Here is a 21,640-nt window from a genome sequence, read left to right as displayed (position 1 = left end):
AATAACCTTGATACCGTGCGGATGTAGCAATTGTCCAAGTTCTTGCTGAATAATCTCCGGATCGCTAGCATGCGGCAAGCGCAAATCCAAAGTCAACTGGTCACCGGCGCGCTCAAGCCCCGTTACCATAGTAGCAATACTGGTACTACCAACCTGATAACCTAACAGTACCTTATCAACGGCACTATCAAGCTCAGCTTGCTGCTGCGGAGTCTCGGATTTTGAAGATCCTATTTTTTTTATAAAGTTAAACATAGCTACCTCTATAGATGGTTAAGTCTGGCAAATTCCAATGACGCTTTTTCAAATAATATTTGAACGAAAAAATATATTCCGAAACAATTTAGCTAGACGGTTTTATGTATACAGTGTAGCTCAATGAGAGGTATAAAAAAACCACACTGTCAGTAGGTCTGAGCTTTGCACGATGTGTCTATACTGTCTTATATTTTCGCCGATTTCTATCTTTTAAACGACCTTAACCTATCGCCAAAAACTTTGAAGCAATAAATAGATAAATAAGCACGCCTGCCGCGTCACAAACTGATGTGATCAAAGGCGCACTGGCAGTGGCAGGATCAAAGCCTAGTTTGTTCAATATAAAAGGCAGACTCATACCAATCACACAACCAATCATAACCACGGACATCATACTCATTGCCAGCACTAAAGAAACAACGGCATCGCCACGCACATAACCGATGATTGAGATAGCCACCGCCATCGTAGCCCCGAGCATTAAAGCGACCATTGCTTCACGGCCCAGTAATGAAAACCAATCACGCATGACCACATCGCCAGTTGCCAAAGCACGTACCATCAAGGTCGCCGACTGTGAGCCTGCATTACCACCGCTATCAACCAGCAAAGGTAAGAAAAACACCAATACTAGGTTTGCTGCTATTACATCTTCAAATTTTGCAATGCTCAGCCCTGAAAGCAAGTTGCCAAATACTAAAAATACCAGCCAAAATACCCGCTTACGATATAAAACTCGAATACTGACATCTTTTAAACGACCTACCATCGTAGAGACACCGCCTGACTTATGAAAATCATCGGTCGCCTCATCACTCGCCACATCCATCGCATCATCATGCGTGACAATACCGACCAAAGCACCACTTGCATCGGTAATGGGCAAGGAGATTAAGTCATAACGGGCAACGGTCTTAGCAACGTCCTCTTGATGATCATTCACATCACAAGATATGACGGAGCTGAGCATAATGTCATGAATTATTTGCTCTGGTGATGCTAAAATCAGTACTCTTAATGACACCACACCGAGCAGCTTACGGTCATCGTCAATCACATAGGTATGATAAATGGTTTCAGCGTCGGGCGCTTCTAATCGTAATGCATCTAATGCTTCAGAGACAGTCATCTGAGCACCTAAAGTCGCATAGTCAGAGCTCATCAAGGCACCGGCAGTGCGCTCTTCATAGGCAGATAAGCGTCGGATATCTTCGCGCTTTGCTTGTGCTAATGCCGGTAACAAAGCATCTCGTTGATCTTGGCTTAGGTGCTTATATAAATCCGTACGCTCATCAGAAGGCATCTCGCCTACTAGCTTCGCTAAGATAGCTCGAGGGAACACATAGGCCAGTTCAACTTGAATATCCGCATCTAAATAGGCAAATATCGTAGAACGATTGGGCAGCTGCTCTAACAATTGCCAAGCAAGGCGAGGCTCAATAAGTGCTATCACATCAGCGATATCAATAGGACGTAACGTTTGAACTTCTTTAATCGCTTGCTCAAAATGCTGTTGCTCGATAGCACGGCTTAGTTTCGCTGCAAAACCCAATGCAAAATCTTTATTATTTATCATTTTATTCCTTGCGCCCAAATCGATGCAGCAAGCGCTCATAAAAAAGAGCCAATACAATTGGCTCAAGTTAATATAAAGCTAGATGCTACTGGATTGGTCTTTTTTTATCAAGCTTTGGGCTTTTTTAGCAAGCTAATGACTATTAAGCCAAAAAATACCAATCAAAACGATTAATTCATAAACCATCCATGGCTGGCAACGATAGATTGTCCAGTAAAGACATTCGTTGGAAAAGCCGCTAAAAATAAGGCTAATTGGGCAATATCATCGACAGTGGTAAATTCTTTATCGACCGTATTAACCAGCATAATATCCTTGACGACCGATTCTTCACTGATGCCTTTTTCGGCAGCTTGTTGCGGAATTTGCTTTTCGACTAAAGGCGTTTTGACGAAACCTGGACATATCACATGTGAGCGTACATTGTGCTCAGCGCCTTCTTTCGCCAATACACGGCACAGCCCAAGCAGACCATGTTTTGCCGTGACGTAAGGTGCCTTAAACATTGATGCTTCATGCGAGTGCACAGAACCCATATAGATGACCGTACCGCCTTTATCGTCTTTATACATATGCTGTACAGCGGCTTTGGTGGTTAAAAATGCCCCATCCAAATGAATAGCGAGCATTTTTTTCCAATCTTCAAACGCCATTTTATTAATCGGATCGATAATCTGAATACCGGCATTGGAGACGAGAATATCAATACCACCAAAGGTATCGACCAGCTGTTGCACTCCGTGGTTGACGGCACTCTCTGAAGTCACGTCCATAGCAATCGCGAGGGCGCGTCCGCCCGTAGCTTCGATAGCATCAACCGTTTTCTGAGCAGCTTCAAGATTGATATCTGCAATACCCACCGCTGCCCCTGCTTTGGCATAAGTTTCAGCAATATCACGTCCGATACCACTTGCGGCGCCAGTGACCAATGCCACCTTACCTGTCAAATCCTGTTGTAATTGAGTCGCCATATATTATCCTTAATAATGGGTAATGATGTGTAGTAATGAATTAAAGCTATAAATAAGCCCCTAAAATATAGTGGCTCTTAAACAACGCATTAATCAGCCTTTCTAACATCCGATATAACATCAAAACTATTGGACAATGCTCACTGGTGTTTTTTCTTGTAGCTCTTCAAAGCTAACACCCTCTGCCAGCTCAACCAGTTTCAATCCATTCTCCGTCACATCAAGTACAGCAAGCTCAGTGATAATACGATCGACCACCCCTTTACCCGTCAATGGCAGCTCGCAATTGGCTAGGATTTTTGGCTCACCGTGTTTATTAACCTGTTCCATTAATACAATCACGCGTTGTACGCCAGCGACCAAATCCATCGCGCCGCCCATACCTTTGACCATTTTTTTGGGAATCATCCAGTTCGCCAAATCGCCCTGTTCTGAGACTTCCATCGCGCCCAATATCGCAAGGTTAACATGTCCGCCACGAATCATCGCGAACGACTCTGAACTACTGAAATAACTGGCACCTGATTCTGCGGTCACGGTTTGCTTGCCAGCGTTAATCAAATCGGCATCTACGTTTTCTTCGGTAGGAAACTCGCCAATCCCTAACAGACCATTTTCTGACTGTAGCCAAACATCTACGTCTTCAGGTATATAGTTGGCCACTAAAGTGGGTAGACCGATGCCTAAATTTACATAATAGCCATCTTGTAGCTCTTGTGCGGCACGCTGTGCCATCTGCTCTCTTGTCCATGCCATGGTAACTTCCTTATTTTTCACAATACTTTATTATTAATTTAATCGTTTAAAAATATTTCGATAAAGCCCTTAACTAAGTACTTAAGCGCCTTCGACTGCTTTAGTCGTGGTTTTTTCGATACGCTTTTCGGGGTTACTATTTAATACGATACGCTGCACAAAAATACCCGGTAGGTGAATTTCATCGGGATTGAGCGTGCCCGTCTCTACGATTTCTTCTACTTCAACAATGGTAATCTTGCCAGCCATCGCGCAGTCTGGATTAAAATTACGCGCGGTTTTATTAAAGATTAAGTTCCCTGCTTTATCGGCTTTTTGCGCTTTGATAAGCGACACATCGGCACGTAATGAATGCTCAAGTACATAAGTACGACCGTCAAAATCACGCGTTTCTTTACCCTCAGCGACTTGTGTGCCGACGCCAGTTGCGGTATAAAATGCAGGAATACCTGCACCGCCTGAACGTAGCTTTTCGGCTAATGTGCCTTGCGGGGTCAGCTCAACTTCTAACTCGCCTGCCAAGTATTGACGCTCAAACTCTTTATTCTCGCCAACATACGATGAGATCATTTTTTTGATTTGGCGGGTTTGTAATAATAGCCCTAAGCCAAAGTCATCGATACCGGCGTTATTGCTGATACAGGTCAAGTCTTTAACACCACTATCGCGCAGTGCTTCAATTAATGCTTCAGGAATACCGCACAGACCAAAACCGCCGATAGCGAGAGTTTGTCCATCACTAACGATACCTTTTAACGCCTCTTCAGCGCTGCTATATACTTTTGATTGACTCATGCTTATCTCCTTGCAAGTCTCATTTTTATTATTCATAACTGATTTATCATCATTGATTTTTGCGTATGTAAACCACTAGACCATTCATCATTTTTGTATTTATATTAATACATTTTCTATCGATATATTATAAAAATAATACCTCTGATAACTTAACATATTATTCTAGCAGCGACTAGAGAATAATATGAAGCTTATATAAAGTAGTGCATAGAAGGTAGTGCAGCTTGAGCAATATAGAATAGATCCCTACCATACTTATCTAGAATAATGTTTGATAAAATACGTTAAATCATCTGTTATGTTTAATTTTATTGACCTATTTCTTTGTGCCCTGCATACTCTCAGGCTTAACTTAGCCAAGGAGGGCGGTCATGTTCAGTACATTTGCTATCGTTATTACTTTGTTATTATTGATGTTCTTTGCTTATCGCGGCTATTCCGTGCTGATTTTGGCACCGATTATGGCCGCTTTAGCGGTACTACTTTCAGGTGACTTTCTAAGCACTATTCCCGCCTATACCGATGTATTTATGGGCGCATTGAGTGGATTCTTACTCAAATTCTTTCCTATCTTCTTATTGGGTGCACTCTTTGGGCGTTTGATGGCGGACTCTGGCGCAGCAACAGCTATTGCCAATACCGTGGTCGAAAAGCTTGGTGCCAGCAAAGCTATTCTGTCAGTGATTCTAGTTTGTGGCATTTTGACCTATGGCGGCGTGTCGTTATTCGTCGTGGCATTTGCCATTTATCCAATCGCCAAAGACTTGTTTAAAGCCGCTGATATTCCTAAGCGCTTGATTCCAGCTGCGATTGCCCTAGGTTCATTCACCTTTACTATGACGGCATTACCAGGCACACCCGCTATTCAGAATGCCATTCCGATTCCTTATTACAATACCAACGTATTTGCCGCGCCTATTTTAGGTATCATCGGCGGTACTATCATGTTTATCTGTGGTTGGTTATGGTTGCAGTCACGAGCCCAAAAAGCCAATGCAGCAGGTGAAGGTTACGGTCAGCATGATGATAGTGATGTGGGCGGTATTGGTGGAACTACAACGGACACTAATTTGCTCAGTACGCATCATACGTCATTTACCGTTGCTATGATTCCATTGGTCTTGGTTATCGGTCTAAACGCTTTATTGACTTACTTCATCTTCCCATCGATGGACTTTAGTGGCTTACAGACCCAGTTCCCAGACTTGAATATCGCAGGCTCACTCGGGCTGTGGTCGATTATTATCTCATTGGTTGTAGCTTGTGTGGTGCTAATCGTCATGCGTATCGGTCATTGGACAAATCTGCAAAAAACCATCAACCGTGGTACTTATGATTCGATGTTGCCAATCTTTAATACGGCATCTGAAGTAGGCTATGGTGCAGTGATTGCCTCATTGGCAGGCTTCCTCATCATTCGTGATAGTATTTTAAATCTTACTCCTGGTAATCCATTGATTTCAGAAGCCGTCGCTATGACCACGCTGGCTGGTATTACTGGTTCATCGTCTGGTGGTTTGAGTATTGCGCTATCAACATTGGGTGAAGATTATCTAAGAATGGCAGTCGCCGCTGGTATTGATCCAGAGCTGATGCACCGAGTCGCTGTGATGGCAGCGGGTGGTTTAGATACCTTGCCACACAGTGGCGCAGTCATTACCTTACTGGCGATTTGTGGTCTGACGCATAAACAATCCTATTTGAACGTGGCAATGGTCACCATGGTTATTCCACTGATTGCCGTAGCAGTAGTCATTACTTTAGGTACGCTGTTTGGGTCATTCTAATTTGCTTAAATGAATCCATAATGAGTAGCTATAAATCATTAGATTTCATGATTATCACTTAATACTAAAAACCCACTGAGCAATTACTTGGTGGGTTTTTTATGGCGGTTCGATCATGGTTAACTATAGACAGTATGACTATCGACGTCTCATAAAAGAATGACACTTCTATAGGTCGTGTAGAGTTAATTACCGTATTAATTACTGAGGAATATCACAAATTTAGCCGAATTACGGTATCATAGGCACACTTTTTTAATTTCTATTGATAATCAATCCGTTCATATAAAAATATAGGTGATTTTGTGCGTGAGATTCTAGTAACCAGTGCCCTGCCCTACGCCAATGGTGACATCCATTTGGGGCATCTTGTAGAGTATATCCAAACTGATATTTGGGTGCGAGCGATGAAGGCGCAAGGTCATCAGGTCACTTATGTTTGCGCTGATGACGCTCATGGTACGGCCATCATGCTCAAAGCCGAAGACAATGGCATCACTCCAGAGCAGCAAATTGCCAATGTGCAAGCCGCACATGAGGCTGATTTCGCTAAATTTTTAATTAATTTTGATAATTATCACTCAACCCATTCTGCAGAAAACAAAGAATGCTCTGAGCTGATTTATCGTCGCCTTAGAGACGCTGGGCATATCTCTACCCGCGACGTCGAGCAACTATTTGATCCTGAAAAACAACTGTTTTTAGCCGATCGTTTTGTCAAAGGCACTTGCCCTGAATGTGATTCGCCAGACCAATATGGTGATAACTGTGAAGTATGTGGTACTACCTATGATGCAACAGACCTGAAAGACCCGCATTCAACGTTATCAAATGCCACGCCTGTGCTTAAAACCTCTAAGCATTATTTCTTTGACTTGCCTGAGTTTGAGCAATTCTTAAAAGATTGGACGCGTAGTGACAATCGCCTGCAAGTGTCGGTCGCCAACAAACTACAAGAATGGTTTGACGCTGGACTGACCAGTTGGGATATCTCGCGCGATGCACCCTACTTTGGCTTTCAGATTCCAGATACCCCAAGCGATGAGCCAGACAAATATTTCTATGTCTGGCTTGATGCGCCTGTCGGTTACATGGCAAGCTTTAAGAACTTGTGTGATAAGCGTGCTGGTACCGAAAACGAATTGGACTTTGACCGTTACTGGATGCAAGAAAACGAGCATAAAACTGAGGTTTATCACTTCATTGGTAAAGATATCGTTTATTTTCATGCGCTATTTTGGCCAGCAATGCTTGCCGGTAGTGAGTTCCGTACGCCAACCGGTGTCTTTGCTCACGGTTTCTTAATGGTTAATGGCGAAAAAATGAGTAAGTCACGCGGCACTTTTATTAAGGCTGACACTTACGCTGAGCATCTACATCCTGAATATCTGCGTTATTATTTTGCCAGCAAGTTGTCTGACAAAGTTGAAGATATCAACCTTGATCTAGAAGACTTTATGCAAAAGGTCAATTCTGACTTAGTCGGTAAAGTGGTCAATATTGCCAGTCGCAGCGCTGGGTTTTTGGTCAAAAAATACGACGGCATGCTCACAGAGGTTTGTGCAGAGCCGCGGTTGTTAGAAGATATCACCAAAACGGGCGACGAGATTGCCGCCGCTTATGAAAACCGTGAGTTCTCGCGGGCCATGCGCTTAATCATGCAATGTGCGGACAAAGCGAATGAGTATATCGACGAGAAAAAACCATGGTCACTTGCTAAGCAAGAAGGCTCAGAGCAAGAAGTTCAAGACGTCTGCTCGGTGGCGATTAATATCTTCCGTCAATTAATGGTATATCTTGCGCCCGTATTGCCTGAGCTGACCGCCAATGCCAAAGAATTTTTAAACATTGATGACTTAAGTTTTGCCAGTCGTAATGAGTGGTTACTTGGTCATAAAATCAGTAAATTCAAACCGCTGATGCAGCGTATTGAAGAAAAAGACATAGCAGCAATGGTTGAGGACTCAAAAGCATCATTAGGCATAACGGCGACACCAACCGCTGCTCAAGACGCAAAACCAGTGGCTAAAAACACTCAGCCAGCAGCGAAAGATACTGATGCAAGTGCAGAGCAAGCCGATTACATTGGTATTGAAGACTTTGCCAAAGTTGAGATGAAAGTGGCTCATGTCATAGCATGTAACTATGTCGAAGGTGCTGATAAGCTACTGCAATTTACCTTAGATGTAGGTGAAGGTCAGCCGCGCAATGTCTTTAGCGGTATTCGTAAATTTTATGAGCCTGAGCAATTGCTTGATAAAAAGGTGATTTGCGTGACCAATCTTGCGCCGCGTAAGATGAAGTTTGGTATCTCAGAAGGCATGGTGTTATCGACAGGCAATCCAAAAACTCAGCTAACAGTCGTTACACTACCTGATAACTGTGTTATCGGTGATGTACTGGCCTAAATAGCATTGTTATTACTGATGCATTGAATAATGGAGAATAACAATGGTATTGCTAAGACTGTTGGCAGATATTCTCCTTTATTTAACCTTTGGCTTACTTGTTTATTGGTTTTTTAGCAACGATATAACCGCTCTATGGATTGCTATTAGCAGCGGTATTATTAGCGCCTTATTATTCATATATACGGCGGATATAAATCGCTCACGACGTTACCGTCATTCAGAGCCTTCGCATATATGGGATTGGTTTGACTTTATTGATATAGTCGAGATTCCATTGCGCTTGCTTTGGTGGTTATTTAGCAATATATGGCGTATTTTTGATTAATAACCAAACAACAAACTTAACCATAAAAAAGATGTCCTAGGTGGCATCTTTTTTATGGTTAAAATAAATGAGAAATCATTTAATAAAACACTCAACACACTCCTTATTAATACTCGTGACGAATACGCTTCAATTTCTTATTGCCATAAGTTACATTACTGTCATAATATGAACGTAATGATCTATGGATTGATCACTTTGATGTTAGCCCGTTATCTCAGTATACGCATAGCATTGACTCGGGTAACCTGCATTTTCTAACCTACGAGCCAGAATAAAATGACCTTTACTACCCTACGCCTCAGCCTATTTGGCGCTGCTATTAGCGCCGCGCTTGGATTATCAGGCTGCTCTAACTCTACCGACACTGCCACCACAACTGACAGCGCTGTCACTACAGAAAAACCCGCTAAAACGCTGGCTATCACTCAGATTGTTGAGCATCCATCGCTCGATGACATGCGTCGCGGTATCATTGATGAGCTGGCAGATAATGGTTACATCGAAGGTCAAAATCTAAAAGTTAACTTTCAAAGCGCTCAAGGCAATACCGCTACAGCAGGACAGATTGCTAAGCAATTCGTTGGTGATAATCCCGATGCAATTGTGGCTATTTCTACCCCATCAGCACAGTCTATCGTTGCCGCAACTACGACGATACCGATTGTGTATACCGCTGTTTCAGACCCACTTGGTGCCAAACTTATTACGGCAGACGGCAAACCCTTTCAAAGTAATTTGACAGGACTTTCAAGCCAATTACCTTTAGAGCCGCAGTTAGATTTATTACAGAAAATTAAGCCAGATTTGAAAACTATCGGTTATGTTTACAGTCCTGGTGAAGCCAACTCTGTATCGCTACGTGATGAGCTTAAAAAAGCATTACCAGCAAGAAATCTAGCGTTATTAGATATTCCGGCCAACCGCCCAACCGATATCGGGATGGCAACACGCAGCTTACAAGGGCGCGCCGATATCATTTATACTTCATTTGATAATAATGTCGCCTCAGCTTTTGAAGCGATGACCCAAGCGGCCAATGAGATTCGCCTTCCAATCGTTGCCTCTGATGAATTCAGCGTCCAACGCGGTGCAACTGCAGCGCTTGGCGTCAATGACTATGATTTTGGACGTGTCACTGGCAAGATGGTTTACCGGATTTTAAATGGTGAAGCGGTCAATACCATTAAGCCTGAAGTGATGAACGATTTAACCTTGTATATCAGCCCTAAACATGCCAAAGCGCAAGGTGTGAGCTTACCAGCTGATATGCTCAAAAACGGCATTAATGTTGATGAAAAAGCAAAAACTGCCAGCAAATAATCGCTGTTGGAATTGTAGTAATGAACAGATAATAGATAACTTATAACAAGCACTGTTTATAACCGCTGTAAGCACTACCCTTTATTTATCTTTTATATAATGTACGGACACATTATTATTTTCAGGAGTAAGACCCATGTTGTATCAAAATCGTTTTGCTAAAGCTCTATTATTGGGCGGTGTTTGTACCGCAATTTTGACAGGTTGTAACCAGCCAGCAAAAGATGCTGGCACTGATGACACTGCGACTAGTGGCGATGCCAAAACTGCGATGAAAACGGTTGCGATTACCGCTATCGTTGAACATCCAGCCCTCGATGACGTGCGTAAAGGCGTTATCGATGAGCTAAACGATGCTGGCTTTAAAGATGGCGAGAACTTAAAAGTCAACTTCCAAAGCGCGCAGGGTAATACTGCTACTGCTGGTCAGATTGCAAAACAATTCGTCGCAGACAATTCAGACGTTATCATTGCTATTGGTACACCATCAGCCCAGTCAGTAGCTGCTGCAACCAGCAGTATTCCTTTAGTATTCTCAGCAGTCACCGATCCTGTTGAAGCTAAACTGGTGTCAAAGCTTGACGGTTCTGGCACTAACGTCACTGGTGGTTCTGATGCCCTTCCTTATGAGCCGCAAATCGACTTGATGCGTCAAATCATTCCTAGCTTAAAAAACGTCGGTTACGTTTATAGCCCAGGTGAAGTCAACTCAACGATTATCCTAAAAAACCTAAAAGAGAAACTAGCACCACTTGGTATCAAGGTACATGAAGCCCCTGCTCAGCGCAGTACTGATATCGCTATGGCAGCGCGTAGCCTTGAAGGTAGAGTCGATATGATCTATACCTCAACGGATAATAACGTCGTCTCAGCCTACGAGTCACTGTACCAAGTCGCTAAAGAAAGTAAAATCCCGTTAATTGCTTCTGATACCAGCTCAGTTGAGCGCGGTGCTATTGCTGCATTAGGCGTTAACTATTATGATCTTGGCCGTGAAACTGGCAAAATCGTCGTACGCATCTTAAATGGTGAAAAAGCAGGTGCAATCCCAGTATATACGCCGCAGGTTCTTGACTTATATGTCAGTCCGAAACATGCTAAAGAGCAAGGGATAACTTTACCGCAAGCTGTTATCGATAAAGCTAAAGAAGTGGTAGAATAGCGCTTTTTAACAATTACAGAATAAAATAGACGGCTATAGAGCACGCTTAATTAACCATTCTAATTGAAAAGTTAATGCGTGCTGGTCGTTAGTTTTATCGTAATACTATTAATTACAACCTGTTCAACACAAATAACCCAGCTATCGCTCAATCAGCTGGGCTTATTTTTTGGTATTTATATTTTAAGTACTTAAAACTTAAGTGACTGGAGTAACTGGAGTAACTGGCAACGATTTAAAATGATCGTTTTAGACTCAAGCTTTCAATAAAAATCACTTATAATGCTAGCTAATTGTCATATGTTTTTGCAATACTTTTGGTCTACCCTAACCGCAGATTGTTTAATCTGTTAAATTCACCGCTTAGACGTTACGCTAATAGATAATTCTGGTATTTATATTTATATATACCCGTAGCCTATTCGCTAAACGCTTGGTTATGACTTATTGATCTCCTATGTCCTTAATTGCTTTTTTTGGTGCGCTTGAAAGTGGTCTGATCTATGGTCTCGTGGCACTTGGCGTCCTGATCTCATTTCGCACCCTCGATTTTCCTGACTTAACAGCTGACGGTAGTTTTCCGTTGGGTGGCGCAGTTGCTGGCATCTCTATCGTTGCTGGTGTTAATCCTTGGCTTGCTTGCGCCTTTGGGATGCTTGCAGGTTCTGTCGCCGGTATCGTTACCGCTTGGCTACACGTCAAGCTGGGTATCTTACAGCTGCTTGCCAGTATTTTGGTCATGGTGGCACTATATTCTGTCAACCTACGTATTATGGGCGCACCAAACTTGCCATTATTAGGTGAGAAAACTGTGTTTAGCTCACTGGTTACTGATGGCAATGGTTATTGGATGCGCTGTTTGATTATTGGCGTGGTAGTGATACTGGCTAAGCTGTTGTTAGATTGGTTTTATAATACTGAAACAGGTCTCTCTATGCGCGCGACTGGCTCAAACCTACGCATGGCGCAGGCACAAGGTATCAATACCTCGTGGATGACCATCATCGGCATGGCAATCTCTAACGGGCTGATTGCGTTAGCAGGGGCATTATTTGTCCAAACCCAAGGCGGTGCGGACATTTCTATTGGTATCGGTACGATTGTTATTGGTCTGGCAGCTGTCATCATCGGTGAGACTATCATTCCAGCCAGACGTATTTGGCTGATCACAATTGCCGTTATCCTTGGTGCAATACTGTATAAGCTATTTATCCAAGTCGCTTTATCGAGCGATACCTTACGTAGTATTGGCTTTGGCCCGCAAGATTTGAACTTGATCACTGCCTTATTAGTGGTATTTGCTTTAGTGTTACCAAAAGCCAAAACCAAGTTTTTAAGCCGTAAATTACGTGCTTAAGATTAATGAATACAAACAGCAATAAGATTAGCAATAAAAATTATTTGGCTCGCCAAGTTTGAATAAGCGTAAGGAATAACAATTATGATGCAAGCCAAAGATTTACGGTTGACCTTTAATCCGGGAACACCCATTGAAAACCCTGCCCTACGCGGCATCAATTTAAACATTGCTGATGGCGAATTTGTGACAGTTATCGGTACTAATGGCGCAGGCAAATCAACTTTTTTAAATGCGGTCAGCGGTACTACGCGCGTGGATAGTGGCTCGATATTACTTAATGGCATTGATGTCACCAAAAAAACCGCTCATCAGCGTGCCAATTGGGTAGCACGGGTATTTCAAGACCCGATGGCAGGAACCTGTGAAGCGCTAACGATTGAAGAAAACATGGCGCTCGCCTATAAACGCGGTGGTAAACGTGGTCTAAGCTTTGCCCTAAACCCGAATAATCGTGAGCTGTTCCGTGAAAAACTTTCTGTCCTAAAATTAGGATTAGAGAATCGCCTAACTGACCGTATGGGACTGTTATCCGGTGGTCAACGTCAAGCAGTCAGCTTACTGATGGCATCGCTGCAACCGTCTAAGATTTTATTATTAGACGAGCATACGGCTGCCCTTGACCCTAAAACGGCGGCTTTTGTATTAGAGCTAACCGATAAAATCGTGACGGATAATAAGCTGACAACGATGATGGTCACTCATTCTATGCAACAAGCCTTGGCGCATGGCACAAGAACGGTGATGCTACACCAAGGTGAAGTAGTACTCGATGTCGCAGGGGATAAGCGTCAAGGTATGACCGTTCATGATTTACTCGATATGTTTGAGCAAACTCGCGGTGAAAAAGTTGACGATGATAGTTTGATTCTAAGTTAATTAACTTATGCTAAATGCTGCGAAAAAACCCTAAAAATTCAGCTTCATAAAAGACAAAAACGCCTGCTTAATAGCAGGCGTTTTTATGGAAAAGGATAAAATTTAAGAATAATAAGCTATGTCTCAAAACTTCATCTCAAAGACTTCATCTTAAAGCTTAAGAATCTAGCATAACCAACTTTTGAATCAACTCACTGACATGCTGTGATTCCATCTTTTTCATCACTTGCGAGCGATGGACTTCAACCGTTCGTACAGACACATCTAAATGATCAGCGATGATTTTATTAAGATTACCTTGCATCAGCTCATTGGCGACCTGTCTTTCTTTATCGGTCAGCTGCGTGTAAAGTGTACGAATATAGTAGAGCTTGGCACGTTTGATGGTCAAGGTCTGAGCACTATTAATAGCTTCTTGCAGACGGCGGCTACCGATAGGTTTTTCTAAATAATCCGCAGCGCCTTTTTTGAGCATAGCGACTGCATCGGCAATCTCGCCATTACCGGTTAAGGCAATCAATGCGATTGGGCTATCGTGTTTATTGAGATACACTTGTAATTCCTGACCGCTCATATCGGGTAGCATCAAATCACTCACCACTACTGCTGGATCGTAGATATCTACTTGCTGCAAAAACGTTAAGGCACTATCCCAAACTTGGGTAGGGAAACCTAAACTACTAATCAAAAACTCACACGAATGGCGCACACTTTCCTCATCATCAATAATATGAATGACTAGTTGCGCGCTTGGCACCTCAAAAGAAGTCATACGCTACCTTATGACCAAAGATAATGGTAAATAAAAGGACACTTGCGCGCCCAACTCATGGGTTAATAGATAGCTACTTTCTGTTTGAATCAGATGAGCTTTATTATAAACGGACTGCTTTAGGCGGTGTTGATAATGACTATCTATCGCCTGTATATTAGCAAGCTCACGCCGTGCGTTAACATTGGTAATCTCCATTGTGCCATCGAGCGACTTGCATAGACGCTGGCATATCATCAAGCCCAACCCTAAGCCATCTGCTTTTGTCGAACGAGGGGTATGCTGCTGATTTGCATAACGGTGCGGTTTATCCTTTAGCTCATTCTTCATAAGTTGGGCATCATTAAAGCCACCAGCATCATCGGTGACATGTAGTGCTAGCCAGCGCGCACCCCTATATTCTTTCACCTCACAACGCAACATAATATGTGTTGCCTGCTGCTGCTGGGCATTAAGCACACTGTTAATCAGCAGTTGATCTAATAATAAGCTTGGCAGGCGTAATTGCTGGTAGTCACTTGCGAACCAAAAAGTAATTCCTACTGCTTTTTCGCCCAGCAGCAACATACACTGCTCATAAGTCGCTGCAATATCAACGCTAACTTCATTCGGCTGAGAGCGACCGGCCCAGTGTCGAATGTTACTGATTACGTCAGCGGCCCGCTCCGTCTCATTTACAATCTGTTGTAGGGCATTTTCTACCGTTTCTTTCTCTGTTGTCTGTTTATCCATTCTATTATCTTGGCTACGAATCAATAAACCTTGGGCATAGTTCTGAATGGTGGCAAGCGGCTGATTAATTTCATGGGCAATCGCCCCGCTCATCTCACCAATGACCGCAAAACGTTCAGACTGCCGTAATTGCTGGTCATAATCACGAATGAGACGGTTTTGAGCGAGTATTTGTTGCCGACGACGCCATGCCAGCCAACTCATCCAGCCATAGTTAATCGTTGATATTACTATAATAAAAACGATAATACTCATCCACCATCGATGTGATTTTATCCAGTCTACAATATGTACCGCTAACTGTTTTTGGGCAGGATGTTGCTGCATCTCATACAATATACGCTCAGCATCACTGTTTGATTCAGGTGCTAGCCAGCGCAACTCTGCGTTATTATGCATAGTAGTAACATCAATATTATTAATGTCAGTATTAGCGCTACCATTGCTGCTTTGCGCTCCTGCAGCGAATAAATACTGATTAATCTGCTCGGTTAACGCTATTGGCGCTTGACTGGTTGCGGCTAGTGTCCAATTGGGATAAATCTTGGTTGAAGACTGACAATTAGAATCTGTTGCGACTGGGTTGAGAGGTCGATACTGTGATTGATCAATCTTCCCTTGTCTTGCCATCTCTTCCATTAAGCATAATGGCGCTATCGCCGCATCTACCGCACCACTGGCCAGCGTACTTAGCGTAAGCTCAATCGGATAGCCGACAAACTGGGCCTCATAATCGCTAGGCCGTACCCCATTTTGTTGTAATAAATGCGCGACCAGTAAATAGCCAGCAAAGGCATCCCTATCAACGGCGACTATTTTACGCTCCTTCAAGTCTCGCAATTGCTGAATATCGCTATCCGCTTTTACCCACAAAACACTGGCAATCTGCTCCATCGCACTAGGCTGATTTATTACCTTATCAGCGATAGCTTCCTTAGCTAGCGCAAGCTCGTTTTGCAGTTGCCTATATAGCTTGTATTGCTCATCAGTTTTAAAGTCAGCTTGTTTAACATCAGACATTTTAAATTCATTTGAATTTACCGTTTGCGTATTCGCTTGCAAGGTCGCAAGCCAGCGCCAGCCCATCGTGTCCATTTTAATGAATTGTACTTGCGGCCCTAGCACAAAGGCAAACTGTTGTGCCTCTATTTGTTCCTGCCAATTCTCAAGCGCTAGTGGCACTAGCACGACAATGTCATCTGATAACTGAGTATTAAGGGTATCAAGCCACGGCTGCCATCGCTGCTGAGCGACAGACTCTCCTTGCGGCGCAAGTACACCCAGATAATAGGTTTGTGCGTTTGCTTGATTATGAAAGAGCAAAGCCAGTATTGCAATCATCATCACGACGGCAGATATCACTTGCAGTATAAAGAACCATAAAACTTGCTGCTTAGCACACTGCATTTGCATTACTTATAAAACCTTAAAATAAATGTGGTTTTCCACAATATGCCTATGTTACGGCTTATCTTATACTATATAGCAAGATTGTATCTTTTAATTAGCTAAGCCTAATCAAGTAGCCTTTTATCTGAAGTGCTAATAATAAGATCAGTAACTATTTCATTACGGAGGGCGTGCTTGTGAAAAAGTGGCCATTAATTATACTTATTGCCGCAGTTATCGGACTGGCAGTCGCCTTTATTATCGGACAACTACTGCCGCATATGCGAACGACCAACAGTGACCTTGAGGTCAATATTACTGACCCTGCCTTAATTAAGCAGGGCGCCTATGTTGCACGTACGGCTGACTGTGTCGCTTGTCATACTACCCTTGGTGGTGAAGATTATGCGGGTGGCTTGCCTATGCTGACCCCGCTTGGTGCGATTTATTCAACCAATATCACGCCAGACAAAGAAACAGGTATTGGTAATTATACCTTTAATGACTTCAAAAATGCCGTCAAGCACGGCGTCCGTAGTGACAATAGCGCCCTATATCCTGCTATGCCCTACCCGTCTTACCAAATCATGCCTGACGACGATATAGCAGCGATGTATGCCTTCTTTATGTCAGATGTCAAAGCGGTGAATGAGCCCAATATGAAAAGTGAGCTACCACCGATTGCAAACTGGCGCTGGCCGCTGGCTTATTGGCAAGTATTGTTTGACCGTAAACGCGACTTTGTCCCTGAGACTGATGACGCTGTTTTAGCACGTGGGCAATACCTAATTGAAGGCCCTGGTCATTGCGGCTCTTGTCATACTGGCCGTGGTATTGGCTTTCAAGAAATCGCCTTAACCAATGCGGATTCTGAAGAATATTTAAGCGGTGCGGTCATTGATGGCTGGCGCGCAAAAAGCATCCGTGGTGAGCATCGTGGTTTAGGTACTTGGACGGTCTCTGAGCTCAATGATTTCTTTAAAACCGGTCGTACTGATACCACTGCTGCCTTTGGCGCGATGGCAGAAGTGGTCGAGCACAGCACCCAATATATGACTGACGCTGACTTGAATGCCATGTCATCGTATCTAAAAACACTGACGCCTGCACCTAATAAAGAAGTGACGCTGCCAGTGAAAAAAGATATTACGACGCAAAAATTATTAGATGGTAACTATGACTCACGTGGCGCACTACTCTATGTAGAATATTGTACCGTCTGTCACCGTGCTGATGGTAAAGGGGTTCCGCGTATCTTCCCAGCACTCGATGGCAATAGCGCTGTCTATGCTAAAGAAGCTGACTCTGTGCTACAAATCACCCTAGGTGGGGGCCGTATGCCTGAGACGCCGCATGACCGTATGGCTTTTACCATGCCTGAGTTTACCAATCTAGCCGATGCTGATATCGCCGAAGTGGTCAACTACGTGCGTAATAGCTGGACCAATCAAGCCCCTGAAATTACCGTCAATGATGTGGTAAAAATGCGAGCATTCCTCGCCAAAAAGCCAAAAACAGGCACTGATATTGCCCCAGACCTAAGTCTCGATGGTCTCGATGCTGCTGCAAAAGGAGCGAAATAATGAATAAATTACCACACAACTTGTCCAATATTGCTGGCGTTGCCCCTCGCAGATTTTCTATAGCGGTGCTTACTGCCGCTGTGCTTGCTGTCAGTATCGGTGGCTGCTCACAGCCAGAACCTACCGAGCGTAATCCAGTCGAATATAAGCTGATCACCACTGACGATGCCAACGAAGATATCGGCTCTTATGTACTGCCACAAGATACTTCTATTGCCGATGAACCCAACGCCGAACAAATTATCTATGGTAAACGCTTACTGAACGAAACCAAACGTCTATTACCTGATAATGTCGGCGCTGAGATGAACTGTAACAGCTGTCATATCGCCCAAGGTAAAATCCCACTTGGCGACCCATATATCAACAGTCATAACTTCTACCCACGAGTGATGCCACGGGCTGGTGTAGAGATTGATTTAACCAAACGCGTCAATGGTTGCTTCCAGCGCTCTATGAATGGTAAACCTCTAAAACCCGAATCAGATGAAATGCTCGCTATTTTGGCGTATATGGAATGGTTATCACAGAAGACGCCTAAAGCCCAAAAGGTTAATATTGATAACGCTGGTAAAGTTGATGAATCCTTGATACCCGACCCTGTCCATGGCGAAAAGATTTACGCCGCTCAGTGTGCCACTTGTCATGGTGATAACGGTGAAGGTATCAAAGACAGCCGCGGCGATATCGTCTTCCCACCATTATGGGGTGATGAATCCTTTAATATTGGTGCAGGTATGGCACGTACTTATAAGGCTGCCGCCTTTGTAAAATACAATATGCCAATGGGCATCCAAACCAAAGGTTTATGGGGTCACGGTAACGTCTTAAGTGATCAGGACGCTATCGATGTGGCTGAGTTCTTTACCCATCAACCGCGCCCTGACTTTGCTAAAAAAGATGGCGATTGGCCAACAGTGCCAAGACCAAAAGATGCTCGCTATTAGATTTCATTTATAATCTAGTCAATTATTCTAACAATGCTGTCCACACAAAACCTCAAATGCATGATTTGCTTTGAGGTTTTTTGTTATTCATAGGTAATGATAGTAAAAGTTTTATGCAAGCCATTATATAGTAGTCCTTAATAGCTCTTAATATAGAGCCTTTTAAGATAGCTGCTTTTAATACATTCGCTGTTATTTATCGCCATTCGCCTATGAGGTTTGTTATGCGCAAGATTCCTGTTTATGCTCACCCTGCTGCCGGTTGGCCTGCGCTGATTTCGTCTACTCGTAAGCTGATGGACTACAAGGCTTTTTTGCGTGGCAGCATCAGTGTGTTACATAGCAATCAGCCGAAAGGTGGCTTTGATTGTCCGGGCTGCGCATGGCCCGATCATAAAAGCCATAAAGCCATTGATGTTTGTGAAAACGGCATCAAAGTCATTGCCAGCGAAACCATGTCTACGCGGGCAGATGCGGCCTTCTTTGCCAAGCATACCGTAACAGCACTACAAGGCTGGTCAGGCTATGAGCTTGAGCATAGTGGACGCTTATCAGAACCCTTATACTATGATGCGGCACAAGACCGTTACCTAGCGATTTCTTGGGAAGATGCTTATGTGTGTATTGCTGAGCAATTGCAACAGCTTGATTCACCAGACGAAGCGCTGTTTTATACCTCAGGACGGGTGACCAATGAGCCGGCATTTATGTTTCAACTATTTGTGCGCTGTTTTGGTACTAATAATTTACCCGATTGCTCTAATATGTGTCACGAGCCAACCTCAGTGATGCTCGGTAAGCAGTTAGGGGTTGGTAAAGCCACGGTAGTGCTGGAGGATTTTGAACAGGCTAAGCTGATTATGCTGTTCGGGCAAAACCCTGCCACTAACCATCCTCGTATGCTTGAGATGCTCGCCCACGCTCATAAACAAGGCTGCCGCATTATTGCTATCAATCCGATGCGCGAACAAGGTCTAAGCAAGTTTAGGAATCCGCAAAAACCAACCCATATGGCAGCAGGACAAAGCGATGAGATGGTCGATGAAGTCATTCAAGTTCAAATCGGTGGTGATGTCGCGCTATTAACAGGTTTGGCTAAATGGCTCACCAAAAACGATAGAATCAATAGCGATTTTATCGAAAACCAGACTTCAGGGTATGATGCTTTAGACACTTGGCTACGTCAGCAGTCTTGGACGGATGTCGAACGCGGCTGCGGCATTAGTAAAGCAGAAATTATTAATCTTGCAAAACTGGTAGCTGATAGTCCAGCGACGATTTGTACGTGGGGTATGGGCATCACCCAGCACGTTCAGGGTGAGGATAATGTCGCCATGATTACTAATTTGTTGCTGCTGATGGGTATGATTGGCATTGATGGTGCAGGCGCGTCACCAGTTCGTGGACACTCTAATGTGCAGGGCGATCGCACTATGGGTATCCATGAGCGCCCCAAACAAAGCCTACTTGATAGTCTTGAGCGCGTTTTTAAGCATCCTATGCCGCAAGAGCATGGTCTTGATGTCATTGCAGGGGCAAAGGCACTGATGCAAGGGACAATTAAGGCTTTTATCAGTATGGGCGGCAATTATGCGGTTGCAGCACCGGATAAGAGTGCGATTCAAAACGCACTAACCGATACCCAACTCAATGTTTTTGTGGCAACCAAACTGAATGAAACCATGCTATACCCGGGTAAAAACAATCTAATCCTGCCCTGCCTAGGTAGAACCGAACGCTTAATGACCGTGAAGGGTGAGCAATTTGCGACGATTGAGGATTCGATGTGCCAGGTTGTGCCTACTCAAGGTCGCCTTGAGCCAATCAGTGAGACGCTAAAATCCGAAGCGCAAATCGTCGCAGATATGGCGACTCACGTCCTCGGGTCTGAATCATCCATTCCTTGGCAAGCGATGAGTACTGATTTCGATATCGTCCGGGATTATATTGCTGAAGCCATTGACGGTTTTGAGAATTTTAATCAGCGTATTCGTGCCGCTGAGCGCGGCTTCCATTTGTATCATCCTGCGCGTCATCGCGTGTGGAATACTGACAGTGGTAAAGCGCAGTTTGAAGTACCGCAATATCCGATTACTTATGTTGCCGCACAAATGGCGCAGACAACGTCAACCTATCAGCATCATATCAAAGACAGTAAAAATTCTAATAATAATCAAAACCCTGAGCAAAAAGTGTGGCAACTGACCAGTGTCCGTAGCCATGACCAATTTAACACCATGATATTTGGCTTCCAAGATCGCTACCGGCAAACAGATCGTCGTGATGTTTTGTTTATGCATCCGGATGAGATGAGCCGCTTGGGTTGGCAAAAAGGCGATCAAGTGCTGGTTTCGCGTCAAGACAGTAAAGATCAGCAACGTACATTAGGACCTTTGATACTCACTGAGATGGATATCGCAGCTAATGCGGTTGCGACCTATTATCCTGAATGTAACGACCTTATCGATTTAGATAGCCATGCGCCAGACTCGAGAACGCCTGCCTATAAATCTGTTACCGTCGTATTAGAGCGTATTCATCAAGGCAGTATAGCAAGCTCTGCTTAAGATATATTTATAGACGAGAATCATTATTTTATTGATAACAAAGGATA

The 21,640-nt window shown here is 43.7% G+C and carries 15 protein-coding genes and 1 pseudogene; 9 read left to right on the top strand and 7 right to left on the bottom strand.

Features of this window, described 5'->3' with window-relative positions; genetic code table 11:
* The 5 genes and pseudogenes from CAN34_RS01190 to CAN34_RS01170 all read right to left on the bottom strand — a co-directional run.
* Positions 1 to 255, bottom strand: a pseudogene (locus CAN34_RS01190) (ATP-binding protein); the annotation flags it as partial.
* A gap of 223 nt (positions 256 to 478) precedes the next feature.
* Positions 479 to 1,834 (bottom strand): magnesium transporter, encoded by a 1,356-nt coding sequence (gene mgtE / locus CAN34_RS01185; RefSeq protein ID WP_089554084.1) that lies wholly within the window; start codon positions 1,832 to 1,834, stop codon positions 479 to 481.
* A 170-nt stretch (positions 1,835 to 2,004) separates the two neighbouring features.
* A complete protein-coding gene (locus tag CAN34_RS01180) occupies positions 2,005 to 2,805 on the bottom strand; it encodes a 3-hydroxybutyrate dehydrogenase (protein WP_089554083.1) in 801 nt (266 codons plus the stop codon).
* Between the two features lie 126 nt (positions 2,806 to 2,931).
* Positions 2,932 to 3,561 (bottom strand): CoA transferase subunit B, encoded by a 630-nt coding sequence (locus tag CAN34_RS01175; protein ID WP_089554082.1) that lies wholly within the window; start codon positions 3,559 to 3,561, stop codon positions 2,932 to 2,934.
* Positions 3,562 to 3,642: 81 nt separating this feature from the next.
* On the bottom strand, positions 3,643 to 4,356 hold the full coding sequence (locus tag CAN34_RS01170) for a CoA transferase subunit A (protein ID WP_089554081.1): 714 nt from the start codon (positions 4,354 to 4,356) through the stop codon (positions 3,643 to 3,645).
* A gap of 374 nt (positions 4,357 to 4,730) precedes the next feature.
* Here CAN34_RS01170 and CAN34_RS01165 point away from each other — a divergent pair, with 374 nt between their 5' ends.
* The 6 genes from CAN34_RS01165 (at position 4,731) to CAN34_RS01135 (ending at position 13,603) form a co-directional block, all read left to right on the top strand.
* On the top strand, positions 4,731 to 6,146 hold the full coding sequence (locus CAN34_RS01165; RefSeq protein ID WP_089554080.1) for a GntP family permease: 1,416 nt from the start codon (positions 4,731 to 4,733) through the stop codon (positions 6,144 to 6,146).
* Positions 6,147 to 6,451: 305 nt separating this feature from the next.
* Positions 6,452 to 8,554 carry a methionine--tRNA ligase gene (gene metG / locus CAN34_RS01160; protein ID WP_079692135.1) on the top strand — a complete coding sequence of 701 codons (2,103 nt, stop codon included), beginning with the start codon at positions 6,452 to 6,454 and terminating at the stop codon, positions 8,552 to 8,554.
* A 607-nt stretch (positions 8,555 to 9,161) separates the two neighbouring features.
* The gene (locus CAN34_RS01150; protein ID WP_079692137.1) at positions 9,162 to 10,205 is read left to right on the top strand and encodes an ABC transporter substrate-binding protein; all 1,044 of its coding nucleotides are present in this window, start codon (positions 9,162 to 9,164) and stop codon (positions 10,203 to 10,205) included.
* Between the two features lie 136 nt (positions 10,206 to 10,341).
* The gene (locus tag CAN34_RS01145) at positions 10,342 to 11,367 is read left to right on the top strand and encodes an ABC transporter substrate-binding protein (RefSeq protein ID WP_089554079.1); all 1,026 of its coding nucleotides are present in this window, start codon (positions 10,342 to 10,344) and stop codon (positions 11,365 to 11,367) included.
* A gap of 457 nt (positions 11,368 to 11,824) precedes the next feature.
* Positions 11,825 to 12,724 carry an ABC transporter permease gene (locus CAN34_RS01140; RefSeq protein ID WP_089554078.1) on the top strand — a complete coding sequence of 300 codons (900 nt, stop codon included), beginning with the start codon at positions 11,825 to 11,827 and terminating at the stop codon, positions 12,722 to 12,724.
* Between the two features lie 84 nt (positions 12,725 to 12,808).
* Complete coding sequence (locus CAN34_RS01135) at positions 12,809 to 13,603, top strand: ABC transporter ATP-binding protein (protein ID WP_089554077.1); 795 nt, start codon at positions 12,809 to 12,811, stop codon at positions 13,601 to 13,603.
* A 157-nt stretch (positions 13,604 to 13,760) separates the two neighbouring features.
* Here CAN34_RS01135 and CAN34_RS01130 read toward each other — a convergent pair whose 3' ends face one another.
* Positions 13,761 to 14,375: a response regulator transcription factor gene (locus CAN34_RS01130; RefSeq protein ID WP_089554076.1), complete on the bottom strand. Its 615-nt coding sequence runs from the start codon at positions 14,373 to 14,375 to the stop codon at positions 13,761 to 13,763.
* A 3-nt stretch (positions 14,376 to 14,378) separates the two neighbouring features.
* Positions 14,379 to 16,520 (bottom strand): PhnD/SsuA/transferrin family substrate-binding protein, encoded by a 2,142-nt coding sequence (locus CAN34_RS01125; protein ID WP_089554075.1) that lies wholly within the window; start codon positions 16,518 to 16,520, stop codon positions 14,379 to 14,381.
* 173 nt (positions 16,521 to 16,693) lie between these two features.
* On the opposite strand from CAN34_RS01125, the gene CAN34_RS01120 reads away from it, so the two are divergent.
* The 3 genes from CAN34_RS01120 (at position 16,694) to CAN34_RS01110 (ending at position 21,593) form a co-directional block, all read left to right on the top strand.
* Entirely contained in the window at positions 16,694 to 18,079 is a 1,386-nt protein-coding gene (locus tag CAN34_RS01120; protein WP_089554074.1) for a cytochrome c, read from the top strand.
* Positions 18,079 to 19,026: a c-type cytochrome gene (locus tag CAN34_RS01115; protein ID WP_174668330.1), complete on the top strand. Its 948-nt coding sequence runs from the start codon at positions 18,079 to 18,081 to the stop codon at positions 19,024 to 19,026. The genes CAN34_RS01120 and CAN34_RS01115 overlap by 1 nt, the downstream gene beginning before the upstream one ends.
* Before the next feature lie 224 nt (positions 19,027 to 19,250).
* Positions 19,251 to 21,593, top strand: a complete 2,343-nt coding sequence (locus CAN34_RS01110; protein ID WP_089554073.1) for an FdhF/YdeP family oxidoreductase — start codon at positions 19,251 to 19,253, stop codon at positions 21,591 to 21,593.
* Positions 21,594 to 21,640: the final 47 nt, after the last annotated feature.

It is taken from the genome of Psychrobacter sp. DAB_AL32B, from assembly GCF_002224105.1.
Lineage (GTDB): Bacteria > Pseudomonadota > Gammaproteobacteria > Pseudomonadales > Moraxellaceae > Psychrobacter.
The sequence above is the reverse complement of the archived record's forward strand: the minus strand, read 5'-3'. Positions and strand labels throughout refer to the sequence as shown.